A 21,986-nucleotide genomic window follows, 5' to 3' on the forward strand; every position below is an offset into this window, starting at 1 on the left:
GGCGCATGAAGAATGCTGGCAGGCTGGTTCGTGCCCGATATGGGTATTTTCTTCGCTTCCGGCAATCGGTGGCAGCGGGAAAACCCTGGATCAGGCTTTATCTCTCTTGGCCAAGGCGTCGTCGATGATCGCTTTGGCCGCCAGAAACGCGGCCTCTATAGCCATTTCGGAGGTATCAAGCAAGTGCGCGTCGGCGGCGGGCTTCAGCGGCGAGTCGGCCCTGCCCATGTCGCGCTCGTCGCGGCGCATGATATCGGCAAGGATTTCGGCGAAATTGGCAGTGCCGCCGATGCTCTCGATTTCCGCCAGCCGGCGCTGCGCCCGCACCTGCGCACTCGCCGTCACATAGAGTTTTATGTCGGCGTCAGGGCACACGACCGTGCCGATGTCGCGCCCGTCGAGCACCGCGCCCGGCGGCGTTTTGGCGAAATCGCGCTGCTTTTCGACCAGGATGCGCCGAACGGTAGGGTAAACCGCTACCTTCGAAGCCGCTTCGCCGACAGCATGCGCCGACAAGACCGCCCGGTCGAGCTTGGCTAGATTGACCTGGCGGGCAGCGGTTTCGGCGGCCGAGACATTGTCGAGCGGCAGCGCGTGCCGGATCAACGCATGGGCGACCGCGCGATAAGTGAGGCCGGTGTCGAGCAGGTTGAGACGGTAGTGGTCGGCCAGCCGGCGGGCCAGCGTGCCCTTGCCGGCGCCGGCCGGGCCGTCGATGGCGATGGTGAACGGCAATTCGCGACCTCGAAGATTTGCTGCTATCAGGATCGAAACTGGAAACCCGCATCTTTCAGCTTCAGAGCTTCATTTCCAGCGTAAAAGCCACTGTGCAGATGATTTAGATTTTTCCGCACCAGGCGTAGCAGCGCGTCGCCAATCTTGGTGAATGCCGCATGCTTCTCTATCAACTGCCCAAGATCGTCGAAGTCGCGCGCTTGGAAATAAAATCGGCCCTGAAAAATTGAACTGCCTTCGGTCCGGGATGGGTTGTACTGTATCACAGATGAGCGGCTGAGATCGGGATCATACGTATCGTTGTATGGATTGTGGTTCCAAACAATTTCCTCCCTCAGTGCCTTGGGAACGAGATGAAAGCCCTCGACCTTACGGCCCGGGTGCACTCGTTCAAATTTTTCTTTCAGCGAGGGTGCGGGGGTCTTCGACTGGCTGTTGATCACCGCGAATACCCCCTTTGAAAGCACGAGGGACTGAAGCTCAGTTTGATCTTTGTCTGACAACCAGAAATTGACCTGCCTGCCCATCATTGCCGCGATTCCGACATTGCACTCTCATGCACGAATACTGCACATTGAGACAGGGAAAATCACCCAATCTCCGCGCCCAGCCCCGTCATCAGCCCCATGAACTCCGGGAAGCTCGTCGCGATCATTGCGGCGTCGTCGATGGTTACCGGCTTTTCCGTTGCCAGCCCCATCACCAGGAAGCTCATGGCGATACGATGGTCGAGATGCGTCTGCACCGTCGTGTCCTGGCCATTGGGATGGCCGCCCAGCCCCTTGCCGCCGGGCTTTCCGCGCACCGCGAGCGAAGCTTCGCCTTCGGTGCAGTCGACGCCGTTGAGCTTCAGCCCATTGGCAACCGCTGCCAGTCGGTCGGATTCCTTCACCCGCAGCTCTTCCAGCCCCTGCATCAACGTCTCGCCCTCGGCGAAGCTCGCGGCAACCGCCAGCACCGGATATTCGTCGATCATCGACGGCGCCCGCTCGGGCGGCACGGTGACGCCCTTGAGCTCGGAGTAGCGCACGCGCAGATCGGCAACATCCTCGCCGCCGGCATTGCGCGGGTTCAAGATGTCGATCTGGCCGCCCATTTCCTGCAACGTTAGAAGCAGGCCGGTGCGGGTGGGGTTCATCAGCACGTTCTCGATGACGATGTCCGAACCCGGCACGATCAGTGCCGCGACCAGCGGGAAGCCGGCCGAGGAGGGGTCGCCGGGCACGGCGATGGTCTGCCCCGTCAATTTGCCCTGGCCCTCGATGAAGATGTGGCGCACGCCGCGCTCGTCGGTCTCGACCGAGAGATTGGCGCCAAATCCCCTAAGCATCTTTTCGGTATGATCGCGCGTCATCACCGGTTCGATCACGGTGGTGATGCCGGGCGTGTTGAGGCCTGCCAGCAGCACGGCCGACTTCACCTGCGCCGAGGCCATCGGCACGCGGTAGGTAATGGGTGCGGCGTGTTTCGGCCCATGCAGCGTGATCGGCATGCGGTCGCCCGGCGTCGCCTTCAGCACCTGCACGCCCATTTGGCGCAAGGGTTCGAGCACGCGGCCCATCGGCCGTCCCGACAGCGATGCGTCGCCGATGAAGGTCGTTTCCATGTCGTAAGTGCCGACGAGGCCCATTGTGAGGCGGGAGCCGGTGCCGGCATTGCCGAAATCGAGCGGGCCTTCCGGCTGCAGCAGCGCGCCATTTCCGGTGCCGCGGATCACCCACTCGGCGCCGCGCTTCTCGACATGCGCGCCCATCGCCTTCATGGCGGCCGCCGTGCGCATCACATCCTCGCCTTCGAGCAGGCCGGTGACGCGGGTTTCGCCGGAGGCAAGGCCGCCGAACATCATGGAACGGTGCGAAATCGACTTGTCGCCCGGCACGCGAGCGGTGCCGGAAAGGGCGGATGATTTGCGGGCGGTGGCCGGCTTGGCAGCGGCGGCGTGAGACATGGAATTTCCCTGGACGGAATGCCGGCGCGCCGGCGCTTTTCATTTGTTGCGGCGGTCTCGTATCACGGCGGGCACGAATGGTCATCCCCATGGTCGTCGCTTGGCGCGAGGCCTTTCAGTGCTTGGTTTTGTGACGCCGGCTTTTCGCTTTGACAGCGCGGTAAACTGTGGTTAAGGGGACCACTCTTTTACTGACGAGGCTTGACGTGGCAAAAAACGAACTTGGCACAAAGCGTGTCGACCCTGAAACGGGCCGAAAATTCTACGACCTGAACAAGGACCCTATCGTCTCGCCCTATACGGGCAAGACGTATCCGCGTTCCTATTTCGAGGACGGCAAGATCGCCGCCCTCGAAGAGGAAGAGGAAGTGGCCGAGAAGGAAGTGGACGCCGAGGAAGAAGAAGGCGTTGAAGTCGTCTCGCTTGAAGAGGCCGACGAAGACGTCAAGGCCGGCGACGAGCTTCCCGACCTGGGCGACGACGAGGACGATGTCGATCTAGGCGACGATGAGGACGATACTTTCCTTGCCGACGAAGAGGAAGAAGACGACGACGTCGCCGACATGATCGGCGTCGGCGACGACGACGACGAAGTCTAGGAACGCTTCGAACGCATGCATTTAGCGGCGTTCACGGGCTATGACGAAAAAGCGGCCCTCGAAGGCTTGATCTTCAGGGAAGGCGGGGTTAGAAGCCGCCTGCACTAAACGGCGCGGTCCTGATACCCGCGCCGGACCTCTCGCCGGCAACGGCGACGGCTGACTGCCGGAGTGGGGCCATAGCTCAGTTGGGAGAGCGCTTGAATGGCATTCAAGAGGTCGTCGGTTCGATCCCGATTGGCTCCACCAAACAGTCTTTTTCCGACGCTCGGTTTCGCGGCATTCGTGCTTGTCGCCTGCCAGTCGGCGCCTGAACCATCATCGCCGCCGCCAACGCCCGCACCTCAGCCCATGGCGCCTGCCGCGATCTCTGCTCCTGATGGTGCGGCGGTCCTCGATCCATCCGTGCGGGTTATGCCGCCCGGCGAAGGCGTCCCGGCCAAATATGTCGCGTTTTCCGGCATATGGGGCGGACAGTTGGACGGGATGTATGATGGCAAGCTCGCTGTGCTGACGATTACGCGCGGCGGCAATGTCACCGCCACCTATGCCTGGGGCGATGTCGGCGACAACAAACCGGGCGTGGCCGACGGCGAAGGCAAGATTTTCGGCAACACGTTGAAACTGCGGCGCCTTCCCAATGGCGCGGACGTCAGCGCGGTCATTCAGGCGGACGGAACGCTGGCCGTCACCTATGGGCTTGCCGACCGCACCTATACGGGCACGTTCACCAAGCAGTAATCGCGAGAGCTAATCTTCCGGGGAAGCCACGGCTGGCTCCTTCCCTTGATCAATGCAGGCCGAATTCGCGCAGCAGTTCTTCGCGATAGCGCACGAAGCGGCTCTCGCTGCGCTCGCGCGGGCGTGGCAGGTCGATGTCGATCAACCGCGCCGCGCCGCCTTTCTCCTTGGGCAGGATCAGCACCCGGTCAGCCAGATAGATCGCCTCCTCCAGATCGTGGGTGACCATCACCATGGTGACGTTCTCCTCGCTCCAGATGCGCGCCAGTTCCTCCTGCATGCCGATCTTGGTCATGGCGTCCAGCGCCCCCAGCGGCTCGTCGAGCAGGAGGATCTCGGGCTGCACGGTGAGCGCCCGGGCGATGCCGACGCGCTGCGCCATGCCGCCGGAAAGCTGGCTCGGAAAAGCATCGGCGAATTCGGCAAGGCCGACCAGCGCGACGTAGAAGCGGGCGCGTTCCTCGGCCTGCCTCTTGGGAACACCGCGCACTTCGAGGCCGAACGCGACATTGCCGAGCACGCTCAGCCACGGCAGCAGCCGCGGCTCCTGGAAGATCACGGCACGCTCGGCGCCGACGCCATGCACCGGCTGGCCGTCGATCGCGACACCGCCGCTGTCGGCCGCCTCCAGCCCGGCCAGAATACGCAGCAGCGTGGTCTTGCCGGAGCCGCTGGCGCCGACAATGACCAGGCATTCCCCCGAACGAATGTCAAGGTTGAGCGTCCGCAGCACGGCAAGCTGGCGCCCGCCGAGGCTGAAGGATTTGGACAGGTCGCGGATCGAGACCTCCCCGCCGCGGTTGGAACCGGTCATCTCATCTCCCAGCTATTTCAGAGCTCAGTTGATCTTGGTTTCGCCGGGCCGGTACAGAATGTCGGCGGCTTTCAGCTTGCCCTTGACCAGACGGCCGTCGCGCTCCAGCACGGCGACCCAGAAGTCGATGTCGCGGTCGGTCGCCTGCGCACCTTCGCGCAGACCAAAGCCGGTCCAGTAGCGGGCGAGATCGCCGTTTTCACCGCGCTTGTCGAGGATAGTGGCCAGCACCTTGCGGGCTTCGTCCGGGTTCTGGCGCGACCAGTCCGAGGCGCGCGCGGACTGTTCGACGAAGTTGCGCGCCGCATCCGGGTTGGCGGCAATGAAGTCGCGCCTGAGTACGACGAAGCCGCCGGCGAGTTCGCCGAGCACCTGCGTGTCGTCGAACACGCCGCGCACGCCGCCGTTGGCGACCAGCGCGCCGGCAAAGGTCGCCTGCCAGTAGCCGAGGCCGGCAATGTCGACCTGGCGCGAGCGCAGCGTCTGCTCAAGCTGCGGGCCGGGCACGACAATGAGGTTGGCGGCGGTCGGCGGCAGGCCGACGCTGTGCAGGGCCTCACGCACCGTATAGTCGAGATGAGCGCCGAGCGTGTTGACCGAGATGGTCTTGCCGGCAATGTCGGCGATCGATTTGATCGGGCTGTCTTCCAGCACGTAGAAGACGCTCTTCACATCCTTGTTGATGCCGTTGCTCGGATACGCCGCGACGAAGTCGTTGCCGCCCGAGATCGAGTTGATCACCGCCGCGGTGGCGGCCGAGCCGATGTCGACGCTGCCGGAAGACAGCGCAAACAGCGATTCCGGTCCACCCGAGGAATAGCCGACATTCTCCAGCTCGACGCCGAGCCCTTTGAAGTAGCCGAGCTCGTCGGCCAGCTCATGCGGGGAGATGCTGCCACGGCTGGCGAGGTAGCGGAACTTGACGGCTGCGGCTTGCGCAAAGGCCAGGCGCGGCAGGCCGGCGGCGATGAGGCCGGCGGCAAGCGGCGCGCCGGCAAGCAGCGAACGGCGGGTGATTTTCATGATCGGGTCCTTGTGAGGTAAACGGTGAGGGGCGGACTGCTCAGTTGACAGGATTGCTCCAGCGACAGAGCCGCCGCTGCAGGGTGACCAATGCCTGGTTGGCGATCAGGCCAAGCCCGGCGAGGATGACGATTGCCGCAAACATCAGCGGGATCTGGAAATTGTACTGCGCGTTCATCACCTGGAAGCCGATGCCCTTGTTGGCACCGATCATCTCGGACGCGATCAGCAGCAGCAGCGCCGTGGTGGCGCTCAGCCGCAAGCCGACGAAGATCGACGGCACGGCGCCCGGCAGTACGACGCGGCGAAACGCGGTGAGCCGGCTCGCACCATAGACGCGCGCCATTTCAAGCAGCTTGGGATCGACTTCCTTGACGCCGCTAGTGGTATTGAGCAGCAGCGGAAACAGCGTCGCCCAGAAGATGACGAAGATCTTCGAGGTCTCGCCAAGTCCCAAGAGCAGGATGAACACCGGGTAGAGCGCCAGTGCAGAGGTCTGCCGGAACACCTGCAGGATCGGATCGAGCGCGGTTTCGACCGGGCGCACCTGGCCCATGAACAGGCCGAGCGGAATGGCGACGGCGACGGCTGCGGCAAAGGCGATGCCGGCGCGCTGCAGGCTGATGGCGATGTCGCCGAGCAGGCTGCCGCCGGCAAGCCCCTTCCAGAGCGCTTCGACGATCATGTCGATCGGCGGCAGCACCGCCGCGTTGACCCATCCGACGCTGCTCGCCACCTGCCAGAGCGCCAGGAAGCCGGCAAGCACGCCGTAGCGCTTCAGGAAGCGAACAGCAGCCCGGCCGCCGAGGCGCAGAAAGTCGGTGCCGAGCCCGGTTTCGCCACCACTGCGGCGAACCGTGATTTGCCGATCGATGTGCTGCAACGTCATTGCTTCACCCCTTCGATGCTAAGGTCATTCGGCGGCAAGGACGGTCGAGCGGGCGACGGTCCATGGATTTTCCGGGCGCCTGAGGCCGAGATTCTCGCGCAGCGTGCGGCCTTCGTAAGCCGTGCGGAACAGGCCGCGCCGCTGCAGCTCGGGAATGACCAAGTCGACGAAATCGTCGAGCGCGCCGGGCAGCCAGGGCGGCAGGATGTTGAAGCCGTCGGCCCCCTCGCTGGTGAACCATTCCTCCAGCTGATCGGCGACCTGCGTGACGCTGCCGACGATAGTGTAGTGGCCGCGCGCCGTCGCTACCCATTGGTAAAGCTGGCGTATGGTGAAGTTGTGCTCGTCGGCGATCTGCCGGATCAGCGCCTGGCGGCTCTTCATGCCCTCGGTTTCCTTGCTCGGCGGCAACGGACCGTCGAGCGGATAGCCCCTGATGTCGAGCGTCTGGCCGGCGAGCCCGTTGAGCAGGGCGACACCGTCCTCGGGCAGGATAAGGTCGTTGAGCTGTTGGTATTTGGCACGGGCCTCGTCCTCGGTGCGGCCGACGAAGGGCGCGACGCCCGGCATGATCAGCACCTGATCGGGATCGCGGCCGACTTCAACCACGCGCGCCTTGATGTCGCGGTAGAATTCCTGCGCCGTCTCGAGCTTCTGATGGGCGGTGAAGATGACCTCGGCCGAGTGCGCGGCAAGCCCACGGCCGTCTTCCGACTGCCCCGCTTGTACGACAACCGGATGTCCTTGCACCGGGCGCGGCACGTTGAGCGGACCCTTGACGCTGAAATGCTCGCCCTTGTGGTCGATGTCGTGCAATCTGTCCTTGTCGTAGAAACGGCCCGACTGCTTGTCGCGGATGAAGGCGTCATCCTCCCAGCTGTCCCACAGCGCCTTGACCGTCTCGACATGCTCATGCGCCCTGGCATAGCGCTCGGCATGGCTGGGCTGGACGTCGCGGTTGAAATTGCGTGCCGTTTCGTCGCCGGCCGAGGTCACCACGTTCCAGCCGGCGCGGCCGTTCGACAACAGGTCGAGCGAAGCAAATTTGCGCGCCAGCGTGTAGGGCTCCTCATAGGTGGTGGAGGCCGTGGCGATGAAACCGATATGCGTCGTCAGCGGCGCCAGCGCCGCAAACAGCGTCACCGGCTCGAAGCCGGCGATCTTGGCGTTGCCGCCCTCGCGGGCGCCGAGGCCGACGGTCAGGTTGTCGGCCAGGAAATAGGCGTCGAACAGGCCGCGCTCGGCGGTCAGCGCCAGTTGCTTGTGGAACTCGAAATTGGTGGCGCCGTCGGCCGGCGCATCGGGATGACGCCATGCGGCAATATGCTGTCCGCCGCCGGGCAGGAAGGCGCCGAGCTTGATCTGCCGCGGTTTGCTATCGGACTTGCTGGCTCGAGTCATTTGCAGGCGTCCTTCTGGTCTATGCGGGATGGAATATTGCGTCGCGGATCGTTGGTTTTCAGGCGGCAAGGACGACGCTGTAGGGCACGCCGGCCACCCGGCATGCCTCGGCGACCGCCTGCCGGGCTCGCGCCTTGACTGCCTCTGACACCAGCACGCCATCTGCAAAGTCCTTGTCCGAGGCGTAGATCGCGGTCGGCAGGGTCTGCGCCTCGAAGAAGCCGAACAACGGCCGCAACTGGTGTTCGACGACAAGCGAATGACGCTCGCCGCCGCCTGTTGCCGCCAGGATGATCGGCTTGCCGCGCAGCGACGACGGGTCGAGCAGGTCGAAGAAGTGCTTGAACAGCCCGGTGTAGCTGCCCTTGAAGGTCGGGGAGCCGACCACCAGCACGTCGGCGCCGAGCAGCTGCTCGATAATACCGCGCGCCGCCGGATCGAGATCGCCAAGCTGTCTTGCAGGCGCAAAGGACGGGCCGAGATCCTCGATGTCGAAAACGCTCAAAGCCGAGCCGGCCCGGCTCGCCACCTCCCCGGCGATGTGGCTGACGAATGCCTTCGTCTTGGACGGACGGGTCAGGTTGCCGGACAACCCCACCACCAGCTTTTTTGACATCCGAGGCTCCTTCTCGCAGACGCACTATCTATCCGCATTAAGCCTACCGATTTTGTAGAATTAAATGAGCGAGAAGATTTCAAAACCGGGCTCTGAAGCGAATGGAGTTTGCGGTACATCGCCTTTGGTTGGTTCATTTGGCCCCAAAAGCGCCGCGACAGATGCTGACGCGGTCGCGCAAGGCATCGCCGGGGACCATGGCCTTGGTCCTTTGCGCACCGATGGGTATCGTTGCGAAACCGTCAAGGGCCGGCGGCATTGACACTGCGTTGTGTGAGTGTCGATTGAACCCGATCGCGTGGGCGACGAAGTAGGCAACTGGAATCAAAGAACAGGATGCGCGCATGAAAAAGATCGGCTTTCTTTCCTTCGGCCATTGGTCGCCCTCGTCGCAATCGCAGACGCGCTCGGCGTCCGACGCGCTGCTGCAGTCGATCGACCTGGCCGTCGCCGCCGAGGAGCTGGGCGCGGACGGCGCCTATTTCCGCGTCCATCATTTTGCCCGCCAGCTCGCTTCGCCGTTTCCGCTTCTGGCCGCGGTCGGCGCCCGCACCAGCCGCATCGAGATCGGCACCGCCGTCATCGACATGCGCTATGAGAATCCGCTGTATATGGCCGAGGATGCGGGTGCTGCCGACCTGATCGCCGGTGGCCGGCTGCAGCTTGGCATCAGCCGCGGTTCGCCGGAGCAGGTGATCGACGGCTGGCGCTACTTCGGCTACGTGCCGCAGGACGGCAAAAGCGATGCCGACATGGCGCGCAACCATGCCGAGGTGTTTCTGGACGTGCTGCGCGGCGAAGGTTTCGCGCAACCCAATCCGCGGCCGATGTTCCCCAATCCTCCGGGAATGCTGCGGCTCGAGCCGTTCTCGGCCGGCCTACGCGACCGGATCTGGTGGGGCGCCGCTACCAACGCCACCGCCGAATGGGCGGGCAAGCTCGGCATGAACCTGCAAAGTTCGACGCTGAAGTTCGATGAGGGCGGCCAGCCGCTCCACATCCAGCAGGCCGAACAGATCCGCGCTTATCGTGCGGCGTGGAAGGAAGCCGGCCATACACGCGAGCCGCGCGTGTCGGTCAGCCGCAGCATCTTTGCGCTGGTGAACGACCGCGACCGCGCTTATTTCGGCGGCGGCAGCAGCGAAGATCATTTCGGCTATATCGAGCCTGAGAAGCTTGCCGTCTTCGGCCGCTCCTATGCCGCCGAGCCCGATGTGCTGGTCAAGCAGCTGAAAGAGGATGAAGCGATCGCCGAGGCCGACACGCTGCTTCTGACCGTCCCCAACCAGCTCGGCGTCGAGTACAACGCCCACGTCATCGAGGCGATCCTGAAGCACGTCGCGCCAGCTCTCGGCTGGCGCTGACAAGAGGCGCCAGCCGCCGGGCAAACAAAGAGATAGACCGTTTCGCCGGCAAACGGTGAAACGCTCTAAGGGAAGAGGCGGCTAGGCATCCGCCTTGAAGGTCTGCTTCTGCTGGCCGAGCCCCTCGATGCCCAGTTCCACCACATCGCCAGCCTTCAAGAACACCGGCGGCTTCATGCCCAGCCCAACGCCGGGTGGCGTGCCGGTGGAGATGATGTCGCCGGGGTGGAGCGACATGAACTGGCTGAGATAGGAAACGAGATAGGCGACGCCGTAGACCATGGTCCTGGTCGAGCCGTTCTGCATCGTCTTGCCGTTGACCGTCAGCCACATTTTGAGGTTCTGCGGATCGGCAACCTCGTCCTTGGTGACAAGCCACGGCCCGGTCGGACCAAACGTGTCGCAGCTCTTGCCCTTGGTCCACTGGCCCTGGCGCTCGGCCTGGAAGGCGCGCTCGGACACGTCATGGGCAACGGCATAGCCGGCGACATAATCCAGCGCATCGGCCTCGCTGACATATTTGGCTTTTCTGCCGATGACCACGGCGAGTTCAACCTCCCAGTCGGTCTTTTCCGAGCCGCGCGGGATCAGCACATCATCGTCGGGGCCGACAATGGCCGAGCTCGCCTTCATGAAGATGATCGGCTCCGGCGGCACGGTGGCGCCGGTTTCGGCGGCATGGTCGGAATAATTCAGGCCGATGCAGATGAACTTGCCCGTGCCGGCGACGCAGGCGCCGAGGCGCGGCTTGCCGGAAACCGCCGGCAGCGAGTTCGGATCGAGCTTCGACAATGTCTCGAGCGACGCCGGATCGAGCGCCTTGCCAGCAATGTCGGTGACATGACCCGAAAGATCGCGGATCGTTCCATCCGCATCGAGCAGGCCGGGGCGTTCGCTCCCTATCTCGCCATAGCGCAGCAGTTTCATCTTGCTCTCCAAATTGCGGCCCAAGGCCGTTTTCAAAACTCGCTCCGCCAAGCGATGACTGGGCGGACTCTGGCTATCGGACCCGACCTAGGGCAAGCCGGACTTTAGAACTGTTCGAGCCTGGACCTGCGGATCGAGGCTATTGCTCAGATCGACCAGCCGCCGTCGATATTATAGGCCTGGCCTGAGGTGTACGTGGCGCCGGCGAGGTAGACGGCAAGGTCGGCGATTTCCTCGGGCGTGCCGAGACGGCCCATCGGCTGGCGGGCAATGAAGGCTGCGCGGGCCGCCTCGTAATCGCCCTGCGCATGCATGCGGTCCTGCAGCGACGGGCTCTCGACAGTGCCGGGGCAGATGGCGTTGCAGCGAATGCCCTTGGCGACATAGTCCGCGGCAACCGCCTTGGTGAGACCGATCACGGCCGCCTTGGAGACGCCATAGGCGAAGCGGTTGGGCACGCCCTTGCCGGCGCCGGCGACGGACGACATGTTGATGATCGAGCCGTCGCCGCGCTCCAGCATGCCGGGCAGCACGGCCCGAATGGTGCGGATCATGGCGCGGACATTGAGATTGAAGGCGAAGTCGAGATCGGCATCCTTCATCTCGAGGATCGAGCCGGAATGAACGAAGCCGGCGCAGTTGAACAGCACGTCGACGCGGCCGATTTCGGCGAAGCCCGACGTGACGGCATCATCGTTGAGGACGTCGAGCTTGCGGGTCTTGATGCCGGAGGTCTTGGCGAGTTCGGCCAGCAGCGCCTCGTTGATGTCGGTGGCGTGCACGACGGCGCCTGCCTTGGCGAAGGCCAATGCGCTCGCCCTGCCGATGCCTTGCGCCGCCGCCGTGACGACAACGACCTTGCCTGCCAGATCCGCCATGCGTTTCTCCTCGCCTCTTTGGCCACTTCTCGGCCCGATTTAATGCGGGCTGACCGGGGCGTCCTGTGCCAGACAGGCGCGACTATGCGGCCTGCACAATCCATCAGTCCATAAACAACAAATGTTTTTTCTGGTTAAAGAACACATGTCCGGGCGTCAAGCCCGAACGCGATCACCTTCGCGACGGCTGATGTAATGCACATCGCTTGCTCTGATGCAACAACATGTATGACAACCGGGCAACGAGTCGCGCTGCCATGGTTCACTCAAGCACAGCGCGCTTCAGGCGGCATTAGTCGCCGTATGGCACCCAGACGTTCTTCACTTCGACGGTGCGGCGCAGCAGGGCATCGCCGGCGGCCTCGTCGGAGGCCCAGTCGAGGCTGCGGCCGTTTCCGGTCCAGACGCGCTTGAGATTGCCGATGGAATCGGCCTCCGCCCTGGCGCAGGTGTCGGCATCGGCGAACAGCCACAACCCGTCGACATCGTCATGCTTGGCCAGCACGCCGGCAAGCTCCGCCGTGCGGCCGGTGACGATGTTGATGGCGCCTGCCGGAACGTCGGAATATTCGATCACCTGGTAGAGATCGGTGGCGAGCAGCGGGTATTTTTCCGACGGCACGGCGACCACTGTGTTGCCCGTGGCAAGCGCAGGTGCGATCAGGGAGATCAAGCCGAGCAGCGGCGCGCTGTCCTGGGCGACGATGCCGACGACGCCGACCGGCTCGTGCAAAGCGAGCGTGACGGCGCGGGCCGGTGGCTGATGCACCCTGCCCTCATACTTGTCGGCAAGGCCGGCATAGAGGAACAGGCGCTCGATCGATTGTTCCACTTCCTCCCGCGCGGCCTTGGCGTTGGCGCCGGTCAGTTCGGTCAAGCGTGCGGTAAATTCGCCGGTGCGGCCGGACAGATTTTCGGCGAGGTAGTAGAGCACCTGGGAACGATTGTAGGCGGTAGCCTCCGGCCACGCCTTGCAGGCGCGGGCGGCGGCAACGGCGTCGCGGATGTCCTTGCGGCTGCCGAGACCGACTTCGCCGGCGAGCTTGCCCTTGGCAGTGGCTATCGCCAGCGAATAATTGCCGTCGGGCCGCACCTGCTTGCCGCCGATGAACAGCTTTGCGGTACGATCGATGGCGCCGCCATCCGATTGCTCGACCGGCTGCGCCGAAGACGCCGTCGGCTTGATCACCGGGCCGAGCGGTAGCTTTGCCGAGAGATACTCGAACATGCCCTCGCGCCCGCCCTCGCGGCCAAAGCCGCTTTCGCGATAGCCGCCGAAGCCGCAGGCGGCGTCGAACATGTTGGTGCCGTTGACCCAGACGACGCCGGCCTTCAATTGCGGCGCGACATGCAGCGCGAGATTGATGTTTTCGCTCCACACCGAGGCGGCCAGCCCATAGCGCGTGTTGTTGGCAAGCTCGATCGCTTCCTCGGTGTTGCGGAAGGTCATGGTGGCCAGAACCGGACCGAACACCTCTTCCTGCGCCAATATATTTGCCGGCGAAACACCGGTGGCGAGCGTCGGCAGGTGGTAGTAGCCGGAAGACGGCAGCACCGCATCGGGCTGCCAGCAGACGGCGCCCTGTCTGGCGCCTTCTGCGACCAGGCCCTTGACGCGGTCGAGCTGTGTGGCGTCGACCAGGGGGCCGATATCGGTGTTCTTGTCGAGCGGGCTGCCGACGCGAAGCCGGCTCATCCTGACCTTGACCTTGGCGATCAACGCGTCGGCAATGCCTTCCTGCACCAGAAGCCGCGAGCCTGCGCAGCAGACCTGGCCCTGGTTGAACCAGATGCCGTCGACCAGTCCTTCGACGGCGCTGTCGAGATCGGCGTCCTCGAAGACGATGAAGGCCGATTTGCCGCCAAGCTCCAATGACAGCTTCTTGCCCGATCCAGCCGTGGCTTTCCTGATGATCTTGCCGACCTCCGAAGAGCCGGTGAAGGCGATCTTCTGGATGCCGGGATGGTTGACGATGGCGACGCCCGCTTCCGGCCCGCCCTGGACGATGTTGACGACTCCCTTCGGCACGCCGGCGCGCTCGCAGATCTCGGCGAACAGGATGGCCGTGAGCGGCGTGAACTCGGCCGGCTTCAGCACCACCGTGCAGCCGGCGGCGAGCGCCGGCGCGATCTTCCAGGCCAACATCAGCAGCGGGAAATTCCACGGAATGATCTGGCCGACGACACCGACGCCCTTGTGGCCGGGGAAATCCTTGTCTAGAGCCTGCGCCCAGCCGGCGTGATGGATGAAATGGCGGATGGCCAGCGGCACGTCGATGTCGCGGCTTTCGCGGATCGGCTTGCCATTGTCGATGGATTCCAACACTGCGAACAGGCGCTGATGACGCTGCATCGCGCGGCCAATGGCGTAAAGCACTTTTGCGCGCTGGTAGCCCGAGGATGCCGACCATTTCGGTAAGGCCCTGGTGGCTGCGGCGACGGCTGCGTCGATATCGGCGGCGCCGGCATCGGAGATCTTGGCCAGCAGCTTGCCGGATGAGGGTTCGCTGGTCTCGAAGGTCTTGCCGCCGCCTGCTGCCTTCCAGCCGCCGTCGATGAACAGCGCCTTGCCGAAATCGCGTCCGGCAAGCCAGGCATCGGCCTCGGTGCGGGCTTCCGGCGCCGGGCCGTATTCCATGGCGTGATAGCGTTCGAGAATGTTCATGACGCGCTCCAGATAATCGTCTTGGCAGGCGCTCTGTGGCGCCCCCCTCTGTCCTGCCGGACATCTCCCCCACAAGGAGGGAGATTAGCCTTCGCGCCTGTCGGCTCTGAAACGTCGACAATTGGCGAAATCGCCGACGTTAGCCAATCTCCCCCCAAGTGGGGGAGATGTCCGGCAGGACAGAGGGGGGCGCGAAGGAACTCGACGTTCAAGGCCTTCTCCGCCTCACGCCATCGCATGGCGGTGGTTGGCCGAATAATGCCCGGTCAGATGATGCTCGAGCTGGCGCTCGATATCGGTCAGCAGGCTCGAGGCGCCGAAGCGGAACAGGTCTGGCTCCAGCCATGGCCGGCCGAGCTCCTCCTTCATCAGCACCAGCCAGTCGAGCGAAGCCTTGGCTGTAGAGATGCCGCCGGCCGGCTTGAAGCCGATGAGAAAGCCGGTCTCCTCGAAATAGGCTCGGATGGCGCGCACCATGGCAAGGCCGACGGGCAGCGTGGCGTTGACGCTTTCCTTGCCGGTCGAGGTCTTGATGAAATCGGCGCCGGCCATCATCGCCACCATGGAGGCCAGCATGACATTGCGCAGCGTGGCGAGGTCGCCAGTGCCGAGAATGACCTTGAGATGCGCATCGCCGCAGGCTTCGCGCATCGAGACGATCTCGTTGTAGAGCTCCTGCCACTTGGCGCCGAAGACCAGGCCGCGCGGGATGACGACGTCGATCTCGTCGGCGCCGTCGCGCACCGATGCCTCGATCTCCTGCAGGCGGGTCGACAGCGGCGCAAGGCCGTGCGGGAAAGCGGTGGAGACGGCGGCGACATGGATGCCGGTGCCGCGCACGGCATCAACAGCCGTCGCGACGAAGGGATGATAGACGCAGACCGCTGCCGGCCGGATTTTTTCGCCCTCGATGCCGAGGCCCTCGGCGATATCGCGGCGGAACGGGTTGATCGCCTTGGCGCACAGGCGGCGCACCCGCTCTTCGGTGTCGTTGGAATTCAGCGTCGTCAAATCCATGCAGGAGACCGCGCGCAGCAGCCATGCCGCCTGGTTGTCAGCCTTGATCGAGCGCCGCTTTGTGAGGCTGGCGACCCTGCGTTCCAGCGCTGAGCGGTTGACCGAGCGCACCGATTCCATGAAGCCGAGATCGAGCCGCATGCCGGTGTTGCGGGCAATACCGTGGCTTTGCGGCACGGGCGTATTGGCGGCCAAACGTGCCGGCAGCGGCGTGACCTTGGACGCGCCGAGATCGGCTTCGCGGATTGTGCTGCTCATCTCCTGCCCTTTCGCTCGACGATTTTACGTCGCGGTGCGTGTCGTTGCTCCCGAACCGCATCACGGTTTGGGCGACACACGCCGAAGATAGCCCGTGAATCGATGCTTCACGAGTCCTTCAAGGGCTCATAACGGAAAAAGGCGGCAAAAGCAGCTGAATTTTGACCACATGGTCAAAACGTCAATTCAAGACGTGGCGCCGAGGCGCCGGCTGATGTCAGCCGACGAAAGCGCGCTCGACGACGAAGGTCGAGGGATGGCTGAGCGAGCCCTCATGGAAGCCGAGGCTTTCGGCCATTTCCTTGACGTCCTTCAGCATATGCATCGAGCCGCAGATCATGATGCGATCCGTCTCCGGATTGAGCTTCTCGATGCCGAGGTCGTCGTAGAATTTGCCGGAGCCGATCAGCGCGGTGATGCGGCCCATGCGCGCCGACTCTTCGCGGGTCGTCGAATTGTAGAGGGTGACGCGGCCGCCGGTCAGTTCGCCGATCAGGGGATCGTTCTTGAGCGCGGCCACCAGCTCCTGGCCATAGGTCAGTTCGGCATTGTCGCGGCAGGTGTGGGTCAGGATGACCTGATCGAATTTTTCGTAGGTATCGGGGTCGCGCAGAAGGCTGGCGAAGGGCGCAATGCCGGTGCCGGTCGAGATCATGAACAGGCGCTTTGCCGGGGTCAGCGCGTCGACAACCAGCGTGCCGGTCGACTTCTGGCGCATGATGACGGTGTCGCCGACCTGGATCTTCTGCAGTTCGGAGGTCAGCGGGCCGTCCGGCACCTTGATCGAGAAGAATTCCAGCTCCTCGTCCCAGGCCGGGCTGGCCACCGAATAGGCGCGGTACACCGGCTTTTCGGCATTGGGCAGACCGATCATGACGAACTCGCCGGAGCGGAAGCGCAACGACTGCGGGCGGGTGATGCGGAACGAGAACAGGCGGTCGGTGTAATGCTTCACCGAGACGACGGTTTCGGCATAGACATTGGCCGGAATCGGGAACTGCAGCGGACGGGCGCCGGCGGTGTTGAGTGCGGATGTGGTGTTCATCGATCCAACTCTGTCTTGCCCAAGCCACTACGCGGGCGCCAAACCGTTTCCTGCGCGCCCAGACCATTCAGGTCCCGGCGTGCCGTTCACACACTCCAAAGCAGTGAGCTCTTGTGTCCCAAATTTATTAGTATACAAACGATATTTGTGTCAAGATACCACGCTAAAACAGCTTTCCAAACTGCGGCATATTCGTAGTTCCGCCATTTCGGATTTCGACAATGAAAGAGAATTTTTCGGTGCAACAACCGGATTCCCTGGGTCACGTCGTTGCCGGCATCGATGTTGGCGGAACCTTCACCGACCTCATTTTGATCGACGGCAAAGATGGCGGAAAGGTGCATATCGCCAAGACGCCGACCACCGTCGACAACCAGGCTTTCGGCGTGGTTTCAGCGCTGGGCGCCACCGGCTTTGCCATAGACGGCATCGACCTCATCGTGCATGGCACGACCACCACCACCAATGCAGTTCTGGAACGCCGGCTGGCGAAAACCGGCATGATCACCACACGCGGTTTTCGCGACGTGATCGAGTTGGGACGGCGGACCCGACCGCAGCCCTATGGCATGACAGGCACCTTCGTTCCGATCATCCCGCGCGATCTCAGGCTCGAAGTCTCGGAGCGCGTCGAAGCATCCGGCGCGGTGCGCACGCCGCTCGACGAGGCCGAGATGCGCGACGCCGTGAAGACGCTTATCGGGGCCGGCTGCGAGTCCCTGGTCATCCATTTCCTGCATTCCTACGCCAACCCTTCGCATGAGCGGCGCGCGGCCGAAATCGCCGCCGAGCTTTGGCCGAACGGCTACATCACGACTGGCCATGCGCTGCTGTCGGAAGCCCGCGAATTCGAGCGCGGCGTGACCGCCGCGGTCAACGCCTCGGTGCAGCCGATCCTCGAGCGCTATGTCGAGCGGCTGCGCAAGGAATTGGCCGCCAAAGGTTACGCCCGCGACTTCCTGATCATGAACGGCAATGGCGGCATGATCTCGGCCCGTTTCGTCACCAGGGAATCGGCCAAGACCGTGATGTCCGGACCAGCCTCGGGTGTCATCGCCGCCGCCTATACGGGCAAGCGCGCCGGCTTTGAAAACCTCGTCACCTACGACATGGGCGGCACCTCGACCGATGTGGCGCTGATCCGCAATGCGGAGCCCGCCGTCTCGAACGAGATCGAGATCGAATATGCGATGCCGATCCACGTGCCGATGGTGGCGGTGCATACGGTCGGTGCCGGCGGCGGCTCCATCGCCCGGGTCGATGCGGCCGGGCTGATCCAGATCGGCCCGGAAAGTGCCGGCGCCAATCCCGGCCCGATCTGCTACGGTCGTGGTGGAGCCGAGCCGACCATCACCGACGCCAATCTGGTGCTGGGCCGGCTGGCGCCGAAGAAGCTGCTGGCGGTCGAAAATCCGGTCACCGTCGAGCGGGTCACCGGGATCTTCGAAGACAGAATAGGCAAGGCCGCCGGCCTCTCCGGCGTCGAAGCGGCGGGCGCGGTGCTGCGCCTCGGCAACATGAAGATGGCCGGCGCCATCCGCATGGTCTCGGTGTCGCGCGGCCATGATCCGCGCGATTTCGCGCTGTTCGCCTTCGGTGGCGCCGGGCCGCTGCATGCCTCCGCCCTGGCGCGCGAACTCGGCCTGCCCCGTGTGCTGGTGCCGGCGCGTCCGGGCATCACCAATGCGCTCGGCTGCGTCGTGGCCGATCTGCGCCATGACTTCGTCAACACCATCAACCAGCCGGTCGCCGTGCTCGATGAAGCCAGGCTTCGCGAGGTGCTGGAACGTCACCGCGGGGAAGGCGAGGAACTGATCGGCAAGGAAGCGGTGAAGCCGGAAACGATCCGCGTCACGCACTCTGCCGACATGCAGTTCGTCGGCCAAACCCACATCATCAACGTGGCGCTGCCGTCTTCATCGGTGACAAGGCAAGAGTTGCAGGCGCTGTTCGAAAAAGCCTATTTCGCCCGCTTCAAGGTCGAGTTGCCGGAGATCCGCGCCAATCTGGTCAACCTCAACACGTCGGTGACGGGCGTGCGGCCGGCAATCGATCTGTCACGGCTGATCGACCCGGCCGGACGTACAAAGACGCTTGACGAGGCACGGCGCGAGATCAGGCCGGTCTGGTATGCCGGACGCTGGCACGATACGCCGATCTATGCGCGTGAAAAGCTGCCGCTCGATGCCGTCATCGAAGGGCCGGCGATCCTCGAACAGATGGATGCGACCACCGTGCTCGAACCCGGCGACCGCGCAAGATCGGACGCCGACGGCAACATCATCATCGATATCGGCGAGGCCTGAGATGCAAAAGCTCGACGCCATCACGCTTTCGGTCCTGCAGGCTGCCCTCCAGCAGGTCTGCGACGAGATGGATCTCACTTTCTCCCGCGCGGCCTTCTCGCCGGTCATCGCCGAAGCCAATGACCGCTCCGACGGCATCTACTCGGCCGTCGACGGCTCGCTGATCGCACAAGGCAGCCAGGGCCTGCCGGTGTTCGTCGGCGTCATGCAGTATTCGACCAAAACGGTGATCGAGATGATCGCCGACGGCCGTTGCCTGCCGCCTGAGCCGGGCGACATCTACATCGTCAACGATCCCTATCTCGGCGGCACGCATCTCATGGACGTGCGCTTCGCCATGCCGGTCTACCGCGACGGCAAGATATTTTGCTGGCTATCGAATACCGGCCACTGGCCCGATATCGGTGGCTCGGTGCCGGGCGGCTTCTCCGCCTCCGCCACAGCCGTCGAGCAGGAAGGCCTGCGGCTGCCGCCGGTCAAGCTGTTCAAGAAGGGCGTGCTCGACACCGAAATCTACGCCATCATCTGCTCCAACATCCGCGTCGCCGACCAGCGCATCGGCGATATAAGGGCGCAAGCCGCGGCACTGCTGATCGGTCAGGACCGGCTCAATGGAATCCTCGATCGTTACGGGGACGAAACCGTCGTCGGGGCGATCGCCGAACTGCGTCGCCGCGCCGCCGAGCAGATGCGCGCCAACATCTCCGCCATTCCCGACGGCACCTACAGCTCGAAGGCCTTTGTCGACTCGGACGGCGTGGTCAACGAGCCGCTGACCATCGCGCTCGCGGTGGAGAAGAAGGGCGATACGCTGACCTTCGATTTCACAGGTTCGTCAAAACCCTGTGCCGGGCCGATGAACAGCGTGCTGGCGACGACATTGTCGTCGGTCTATCTCGCCATGCGCCATATTTTCCCTGATGTGCCGATCAGCGCCGGCGCTTTCGAGCCGCTGATCGTCAAGCGGCCGGAAGGCACGTTCCTCGACGCCAAATACCCGCGTCCCGTCTCCGGCTGTGCGGCTGAAGTCTCGCAGCGCATCGCCGAGGCGGTGTTCGCGGCGATGGTGCAGGCGCTGCCGGAAAAGGTGACGGCCGCGCCCGCCGGCTCCAGCGGCAATTTCGCGCTGGGCGGCAACGATCCGGCGCGCGGCCGCGACTATGTGATGTGTATCAGATCTCCGGCGGCGGCTATGGCGGCAATTCAGGCCATGACGGCCTGACCAATGGCTGCTCGACCATCGGCATTTCCAAATCGCCGCCGGTCGAGATCATGGAGCAGGCGTTTCCTGTGCTCTACCGCCACTATGCCTTGCGCGAAGGCTCGGGCGGCGCCGGCAAGCAGCGCGGCGGCTTCGGCCTCGCCTATGAGGTCGAGATCTTGCGAGGCGAAGCGCGCGCGTCCTTCGTCATGGACCATGGCCGTTTCGGCCCGCAAGGCGCGCTCGGCGGCAAGGACGGCGCGGTGAACACGGTGACCGTATTCCGCGACGGCGAGGCACATGTGCCGCCGCATCTGTCCAAGGAGCAGGACATCGCGCTCAAGGCCGGCGACCGCGTGCGCGTCGGCACGCCGGGCGGTGGCGGCTATGGCGATCCGCGTCAGCGCGACCCGAAACTGGTCGCCGAAGACATCAGACTTGGTTACTACACCGATGAACAAGCCAAAGAGCTGTTCGGAACCTGACAGCCGACAGGCCCGAGCCGCGTCAGGTCTGCAGCTTGGCCTTCAGCGCATCGGCGAATTTTTGCGCGATCTTCTTGAAGCCGGCGGGATCGGGATGCAGTTCGTTGGCCCAGTCGGCCACCTTCAACGTTCCCTGCGTGTCGACCAGATGGAAATTGTTGTTGGGATCGTCGGCCAGGCGCTTCACCACATCGCGGAACGCCGCCAGCGCGTCGTGAACGATGACCGTGCCCTTGGCGACCGTCCAGTTGCAGAAATCGAGCGACGGTTTCAGCCACGGGCCGACACAGGACGGATGCGCTCCGTTCGGGATCGGGAAATCATAGCAATGGCCAAAGATCGGCACGCCTGGCGCGACGCGGTCGCGCAGCGCGAACAAATCGAGATAGCAGGCCTCGACCATGCCGAGCGCCTTGGTGAAGCGGTTCTTGTTCAGCCCGGGGGCGTGGCCGTCATTGAAGTCGAGGAAGATGCAGAACTGGTCGCCGGCAATGTCGTTGCCACCGGCAGAGAACAGGATGGCATCGGGCTTGCCGTCCAGCCAGTTGGCCTTGTTGCGCAGGGCGGCGATCATGCGCTGCTGCTTGGGCAGCGACATCTCGTCGGTCGCCGCATCGCCATGATGGGCAAGGTTGAGGATGGTCGGCGGCATCGAGCCGATGCGGCGCAGCTGCGCGATCACGTCGGTGTCGACGAACGGAAAGCCGTTGCCGGTGAGCGGATAGTCGAACCAGGAATCGCCCTGCGCCAGCATCACCAGCGGCCGGTTGGCGACGGCCGCCTCGAGATTGCCGGCGCTTTCCCTTGCGGTTTCGAGCCGCTCGATGTTGGCCTGGTGAACCCTGATGCGCTTGGCGATGTCGTCGTCTATGCGCCGCTGCGCGGCTTCCTGCACGAATTCCTGCTGGTCCATCCCCAGGTCCCTCCCACGACCGTCTACTTCCAGCTGAGCATGCGCCCATGTCCATGATCGGTCTGTAATTTAGATCACAGTAAGATTCCTGGGGAAGGACGGCTTGCCGCGCCGTGATCGCCGCAGAGCATGTCGCTTCCGTCTCCGTGGCAACAGTAAAA

The 21,986-nt window shown here is 63.8% G+C and carries 19 protein-coding genes, 1 tRNA gene and 1 pseudogene; 7 read left to right on the forward strand and 14 right to left on the reverse strand.

The features are described 5' to 3' along the window. Positions 1–90: 90 nt before the first annotated feature. From cmk to aroA, 3 genes are read right to left on the reverse strand one after another with little or no spacing between them, the layout of a single operon-like run. Positions 91–735: a (d)CMP kinase gene (gene cmk / locus NKL06_RS14800; protein WP_031195781.1), complete on the reverse strand. Its 645-nt coding sequence runs from the start codon at positions 733–735 to the stop codon at positions 91–93. A gap of 26 nt (positions 736–761) precedes the next feature. Beyond that, complete coding sequence (locus NKL06_RS14805; protein ID WP_023693132.1) at positions 762–1,265, reverse strand: hypothetical protein; 504 nt, start codon at positions 1,263–1,265, stop codon at positions 762–764. 59 nt (positions 1,266–1,324) lie between these two features. After that, positions 1,325–2,683, reverse strand: a complete 1,359-nt coding sequence (gene aroA, locus NKL06_RS14810) for a 3-phosphoshikimate 1-carboxyvinyltransferase (protein ID WP_023693131.1) — start codon at positions 2,681–2,683, stop codon at positions 1,325–1,327. A 206-nt stretch (positions 2,684–2,889) separates the two neighbouring features. Here aroA and NKL06_RS14815 point away from each other — a divergent pair, with 206 nt between their 5' ends. The 3 genes from NKL06_RS14815 (at position 2,890) to NKL06_RS14825 (ending at position 4,023) form a co-directional block, all read left to right on the forward strand. Further along, positions 2,890–3,282, forward strand: a complete 393-nt coding sequence (locus NKL06_RS14815; RefSeq protein ID WP_023683538.1) for a TIGR02300 family protein — start codon at positions 2,890–2,892, stop codon at positions 3,280–3,282. Positions 3,283–3,455: 173 nt separating this feature from the next. Next, a tRNA-Ala gene (locus NKL06_RS14820) sits at positions 3,456–3,531 on the forward strand. 156 nt (positions 3,532–3,687) lie between these two features. After that, a complete protein-coding gene (locus NKL06_RS14825) occupies positions 3,688–4,023 on the forward strand; it encodes a hypothetical protein (RefSeq protein ID WP_245260320.1) in 336 nt (111 codons plus the stop codon). Between the two features lie 49 nt (positions 4,024–4,072). Here NKL06_RS14825 and NKL06_RS14830 read toward each other — a convergent pair whose 3' ends face one another. From NKL06_RS14830 to msuE, 5 genes are read right to left on the reverse strand one after another with little or no spacing between them, the layout of a single operon-like run. Continuing rightward, positions 4,073–4,837: an ABC transporter ATP-binding protein gene (locus NKL06_RS14830; protein ID WP_023683542.1), complete on the reverse strand. Its 765-nt coding sequence runs from the start codon at positions 4,835–4,837 to the stop codon at positions 4,073–4,075. Between the two features lie 24 nt (positions 4,838–4,861). Next, the gene (locus NKL06_RS14835; protein ID WP_023693129.1) at positions 4,862–5,860 is read right to left on the reverse strand and encodes an ABC transporter substrate-binding protein; all 999 of its coding nucleotides are present in this window, start codon (positions 5,858–5,860) and stop codon (positions 4,862–4,864) included. 40 nt (positions 5,861–5,900) lie between these two features. Then, positions 5,901–6,749 (reverse strand): ABC transporter permease, encoded by an 849-nt coding sequence (locus NKL06_RS14840; protein ID WP_023693128.1) that lies wholly within the window; start codon positions 6,747–6,749, stop codon positions 5,901–5,903. A 24-nt stretch (positions 6,750–6,773) separates the two neighbouring features. Continuing rightward, positions 6,774–8,150 carry an LLM class flavin-dependent oxidoreductase gene (locus NKL06_RS14845; RefSeq protein WP_023693127.1) on the reverse strand — a complete coding sequence of 459 codons (1,377 nt, stop codon included), beginning with the start codon at positions 8,148–8,150 and terminating at the stop codon, positions 6,774–6,776. Between the two features lie 58 nt (positions 8,151–8,208). Continuing rightward, a complete protein-coding gene (gene msuE, locus NKL06_RS14850; RefSeq protein WP_023683545.1) occupies positions 8,209–8,766 on the reverse strand; it encodes an FMN reductase in 558 nt (185 codons plus the stop codon). 64 nt (positions 8,767–8,830) lie between these two features. Here msuE and NKL06_RS14855 point away from each other — a divergent pair, with 64 nt between their 5' ends. Together NKL06_RS14855 and NKL06_RS14860 are read left to right on the forward strand one after the other, a co-directional pair. Next, a complete protein-coding gene (locus NKL06_RS14855; RefSeq protein WP_155927084.1) occupies positions 8,831–9,028 on the forward strand; it encodes a hypothetical protein in 198 nt (65 codons plus the stop codon). 82 nt (positions 9,029–9,110) lie between these two features. Further along, the gene (locus NKL06_RS14860) at positions 9,111–10,130 is read left to right on the forward strand and encodes an LLM class flavin-dependent oxidoreductase (RefSeq protein WP_023683546.1); all 1,020 of its coding nucleotides are present in this window, start codon (positions 9,111–9,113) and stop codon (positions 10,128–10,130) included. Between the two features lie 81 nt (positions 10,131–10,211). Here NKL06_RS14860 and NKL06_RS14865 read toward each other — a convergent pair whose 3' ends face one another. From NKL06_RS14865 to NKL06_RS14885, 5 genes are all read right to left on the reverse strand, one after another. Then, a complete protein-coding gene (locus NKL06_RS14865) occupies positions 10,212–11,057 on the reverse strand; it encodes a fumarylacetoacetate hydrolase family protein (RefSeq protein ID WP_023693126.1) in 846 nt (281 codons plus the stop codon). A gap of 146 nt (positions 11,058–11,203) precedes the next feature. Beyond that, positions 11,204–11,935, reverse strand: coding sequence for an SDR family oxidoreductase (locus tag NKL06_RS14870; protein WP_023693125.1), 732 nt, complete (start codon positions 11,933–11,935; stop codon positions 11,204–11,206). 292 nt (positions 11,936–12,227) lie between these two features. Further along, on the reverse strand, positions 12,228–14,600 hold the full coding sequence (locus NKL06_RS14875) for an aldehyde dehydrogenase family protein (protein WP_023693124.1): 2,373 nt from the start codon (positions 14,598–14,600) through the stop codon (positions 12,228–12,230). A 225-nt stretch (positions 14,601–14,825) separates the two neighbouring features. Further along, the gene (deoC, locus tag NKL06_RS14880) at positions 14,826–15,875 is read right to left on the reverse strand and encodes a deoxyribose-phosphate aldolase (RefSeq protein ID WP_023693123.1); all 1,050 of its coding nucleotides are present in this window, start codon (positions 15,873–15,875) and stop codon (positions 14,826–14,828) included. 217 nt (positions 15,876–16,092) lie between these two features. Beyond that, positions 16,093–16,920: a ferredoxin--NADP reductase gene (locus NKL06_RS14885; protein WP_023693122.1), complete on the reverse strand. Its 828-nt coding sequence runs from the start codon at positions 16,918–16,920 to the stop codon at positions 16,093–16,095. A gap of 221 nt (positions 16,921–17,141) precedes the next feature. Between NKL06_RS14885 and NKL06_RS14890 the strand changes: the two genes are divergently transcribed. Beyond that, on the forward strand, positions 17,142–19,226 hold the full coding sequence (locus NKL06_RS14890) for a hydantoinase/oxoprolinase family protein (RefSeq protein WP_023693121.1): 2,085 nt from the start codon (positions 17,142–17,144) through the stop codon (positions 19,224–19,226). Between the two features lies 1 nt (position 19,227). Further along, a pseudogene (locus NKL06_RS14895) lies at positions 19,228–20,912 on the forward strand (hydantoinase B/oxoprolinase family protein). Between the two features lie 22 nt (positions 20,913–20,934). Here NKL06_RS14895 and NKL06_RS14900 read toward each other — a convergent pair. After that, positions 20,935–21,825, reverse strand: coding sequence for an SGNH/GDSL hydrolase family protein (locus NKL06_RS14900; protein WP_023689203.1), 891 nt, complete (start codon positions 21,823–21,825; stop codon positions 20,935–20,937). Positions 21,826–21,986 lie beyond the last annotated feature (161 nt).

Origin of the sequence: Mesorhizobium sp. C268A (assembly GCF_040324475.1) — a bacterium.
In the GTDB taxonomy this organism is placed as follows: Bacteria; Pseudomonadota; Alphaproteobacteria; order Rhizobiales; family Rhizobiaceae; genus Mesorhizobium.

Coding starts and splice junctions, on each gene's coding strand:
- NKL06_RS14860 (WP_023683546.1), top strand. CDS start 9,111: ATGAAAAAGATCGGCTTTCTTTCCTTCGGCCATTGGTCGCCCTCGTCG.
- NKL06_RS14900 (WP_023689203.1), bottom strand. CDS start 21,825: ATGGACCAGCAGGAATTCGTGCAGGAAGCCGCGCAGCGGCGCATAGAC.
- msuE (WP_023683545.1), bottom strand. CDS start 8,766: ATGTCAAAAAAGCTGGTGGTGGGGTTGTCCGGCAACCTGACCCGTCCG.
- NKL06_RS14845 (WP_023693127.1), bottom strand. CDS start 8,150: ATGACTCGAGCCAGCAAGTCCGATAGCAAACCGCGGCAGATCAAGCTC.
- NKL06_RS14890 (WP_023693121.1), top strand. CDS start 17,142: ATGAAAGAGAATTTTTCGGTGCAACAACCGGATTCCCTGGGTCACGTC.
- NKL06_RS14865 (WP_023693126.1), bottom strand. CDS start 11,057: ATGAAACTGCTGCGCTATGGCGAGATAGGGAGCGAACGCCCCGGCCTG.
- aroA (WP_023693131.1), bottom strand. CDS start 2,683: ATGTCTCACGCCGCCGCTGCCAAGCCGGCCACCGCCCGCAAATCATCC.
- NKL06_RS14835 (WP_023693129.1), bottom strand. CDS start 5,860: ATGAAAATCACCCGCCGTTCGCTGCTTGCCGGCGCGCCGCTTGCCGCC.
- NKL06_RS14885 (WP_023693122.1), bottom strand. CDS start 16,920: ATGAACACCACATCCGCACTCAACACCGCCGGCGCCCGTCCGCTGCAG.
- NKL06_RS14805 (WP_023693132.1), bottom strand. CDS start 1,265: ATGATGGGCAGGCAGGTCAATTTCTGGTTGTCAGACAAAGATCAAACT.
- deoC (WP_023693123.1), bottom strand. CDS start 15,875: ATGAGCAGCACAATCCGCGAAGCCGATCTCGGCGCGTCCAAGGTCACG.
- NKL06_RS14870 (WP_023693125.1), bottom strand. CDS start 11,935: ATGGCGGATCTGGCAGGCAAGGTCGTTGTCGTCACGGCGGCGGCGCAA.
- NKL06_RS14830 (WP_023683542.1), bottom strand. CDS start 4,837: ATGACCGGTTCCAACCGCGGCGGGGAGGTCTCGATCCGCGACCTGTCC.
- NKL06_RS14840 (WP_023693128.1), bottom strand. CDS start 6,749: ATGACGTTGCAGCACATCGATCGGCAAATCACGGTTCGCCGCAGTGGT.
- NKL06_RS14855 (WP_155927084.1), top strand. CDS start 8,831: ATGAGCGAGAAGATTTCAAAACCGGGCTCTGAAGCGAATGGAGTTTGC.
- NKL06_RS14875 (WP_023693124.1), bottom strand. CDS start 14,600: ATGAACATTCTCGAACGCTATCACGCCATGGAATACGGCCCGGCGCCG.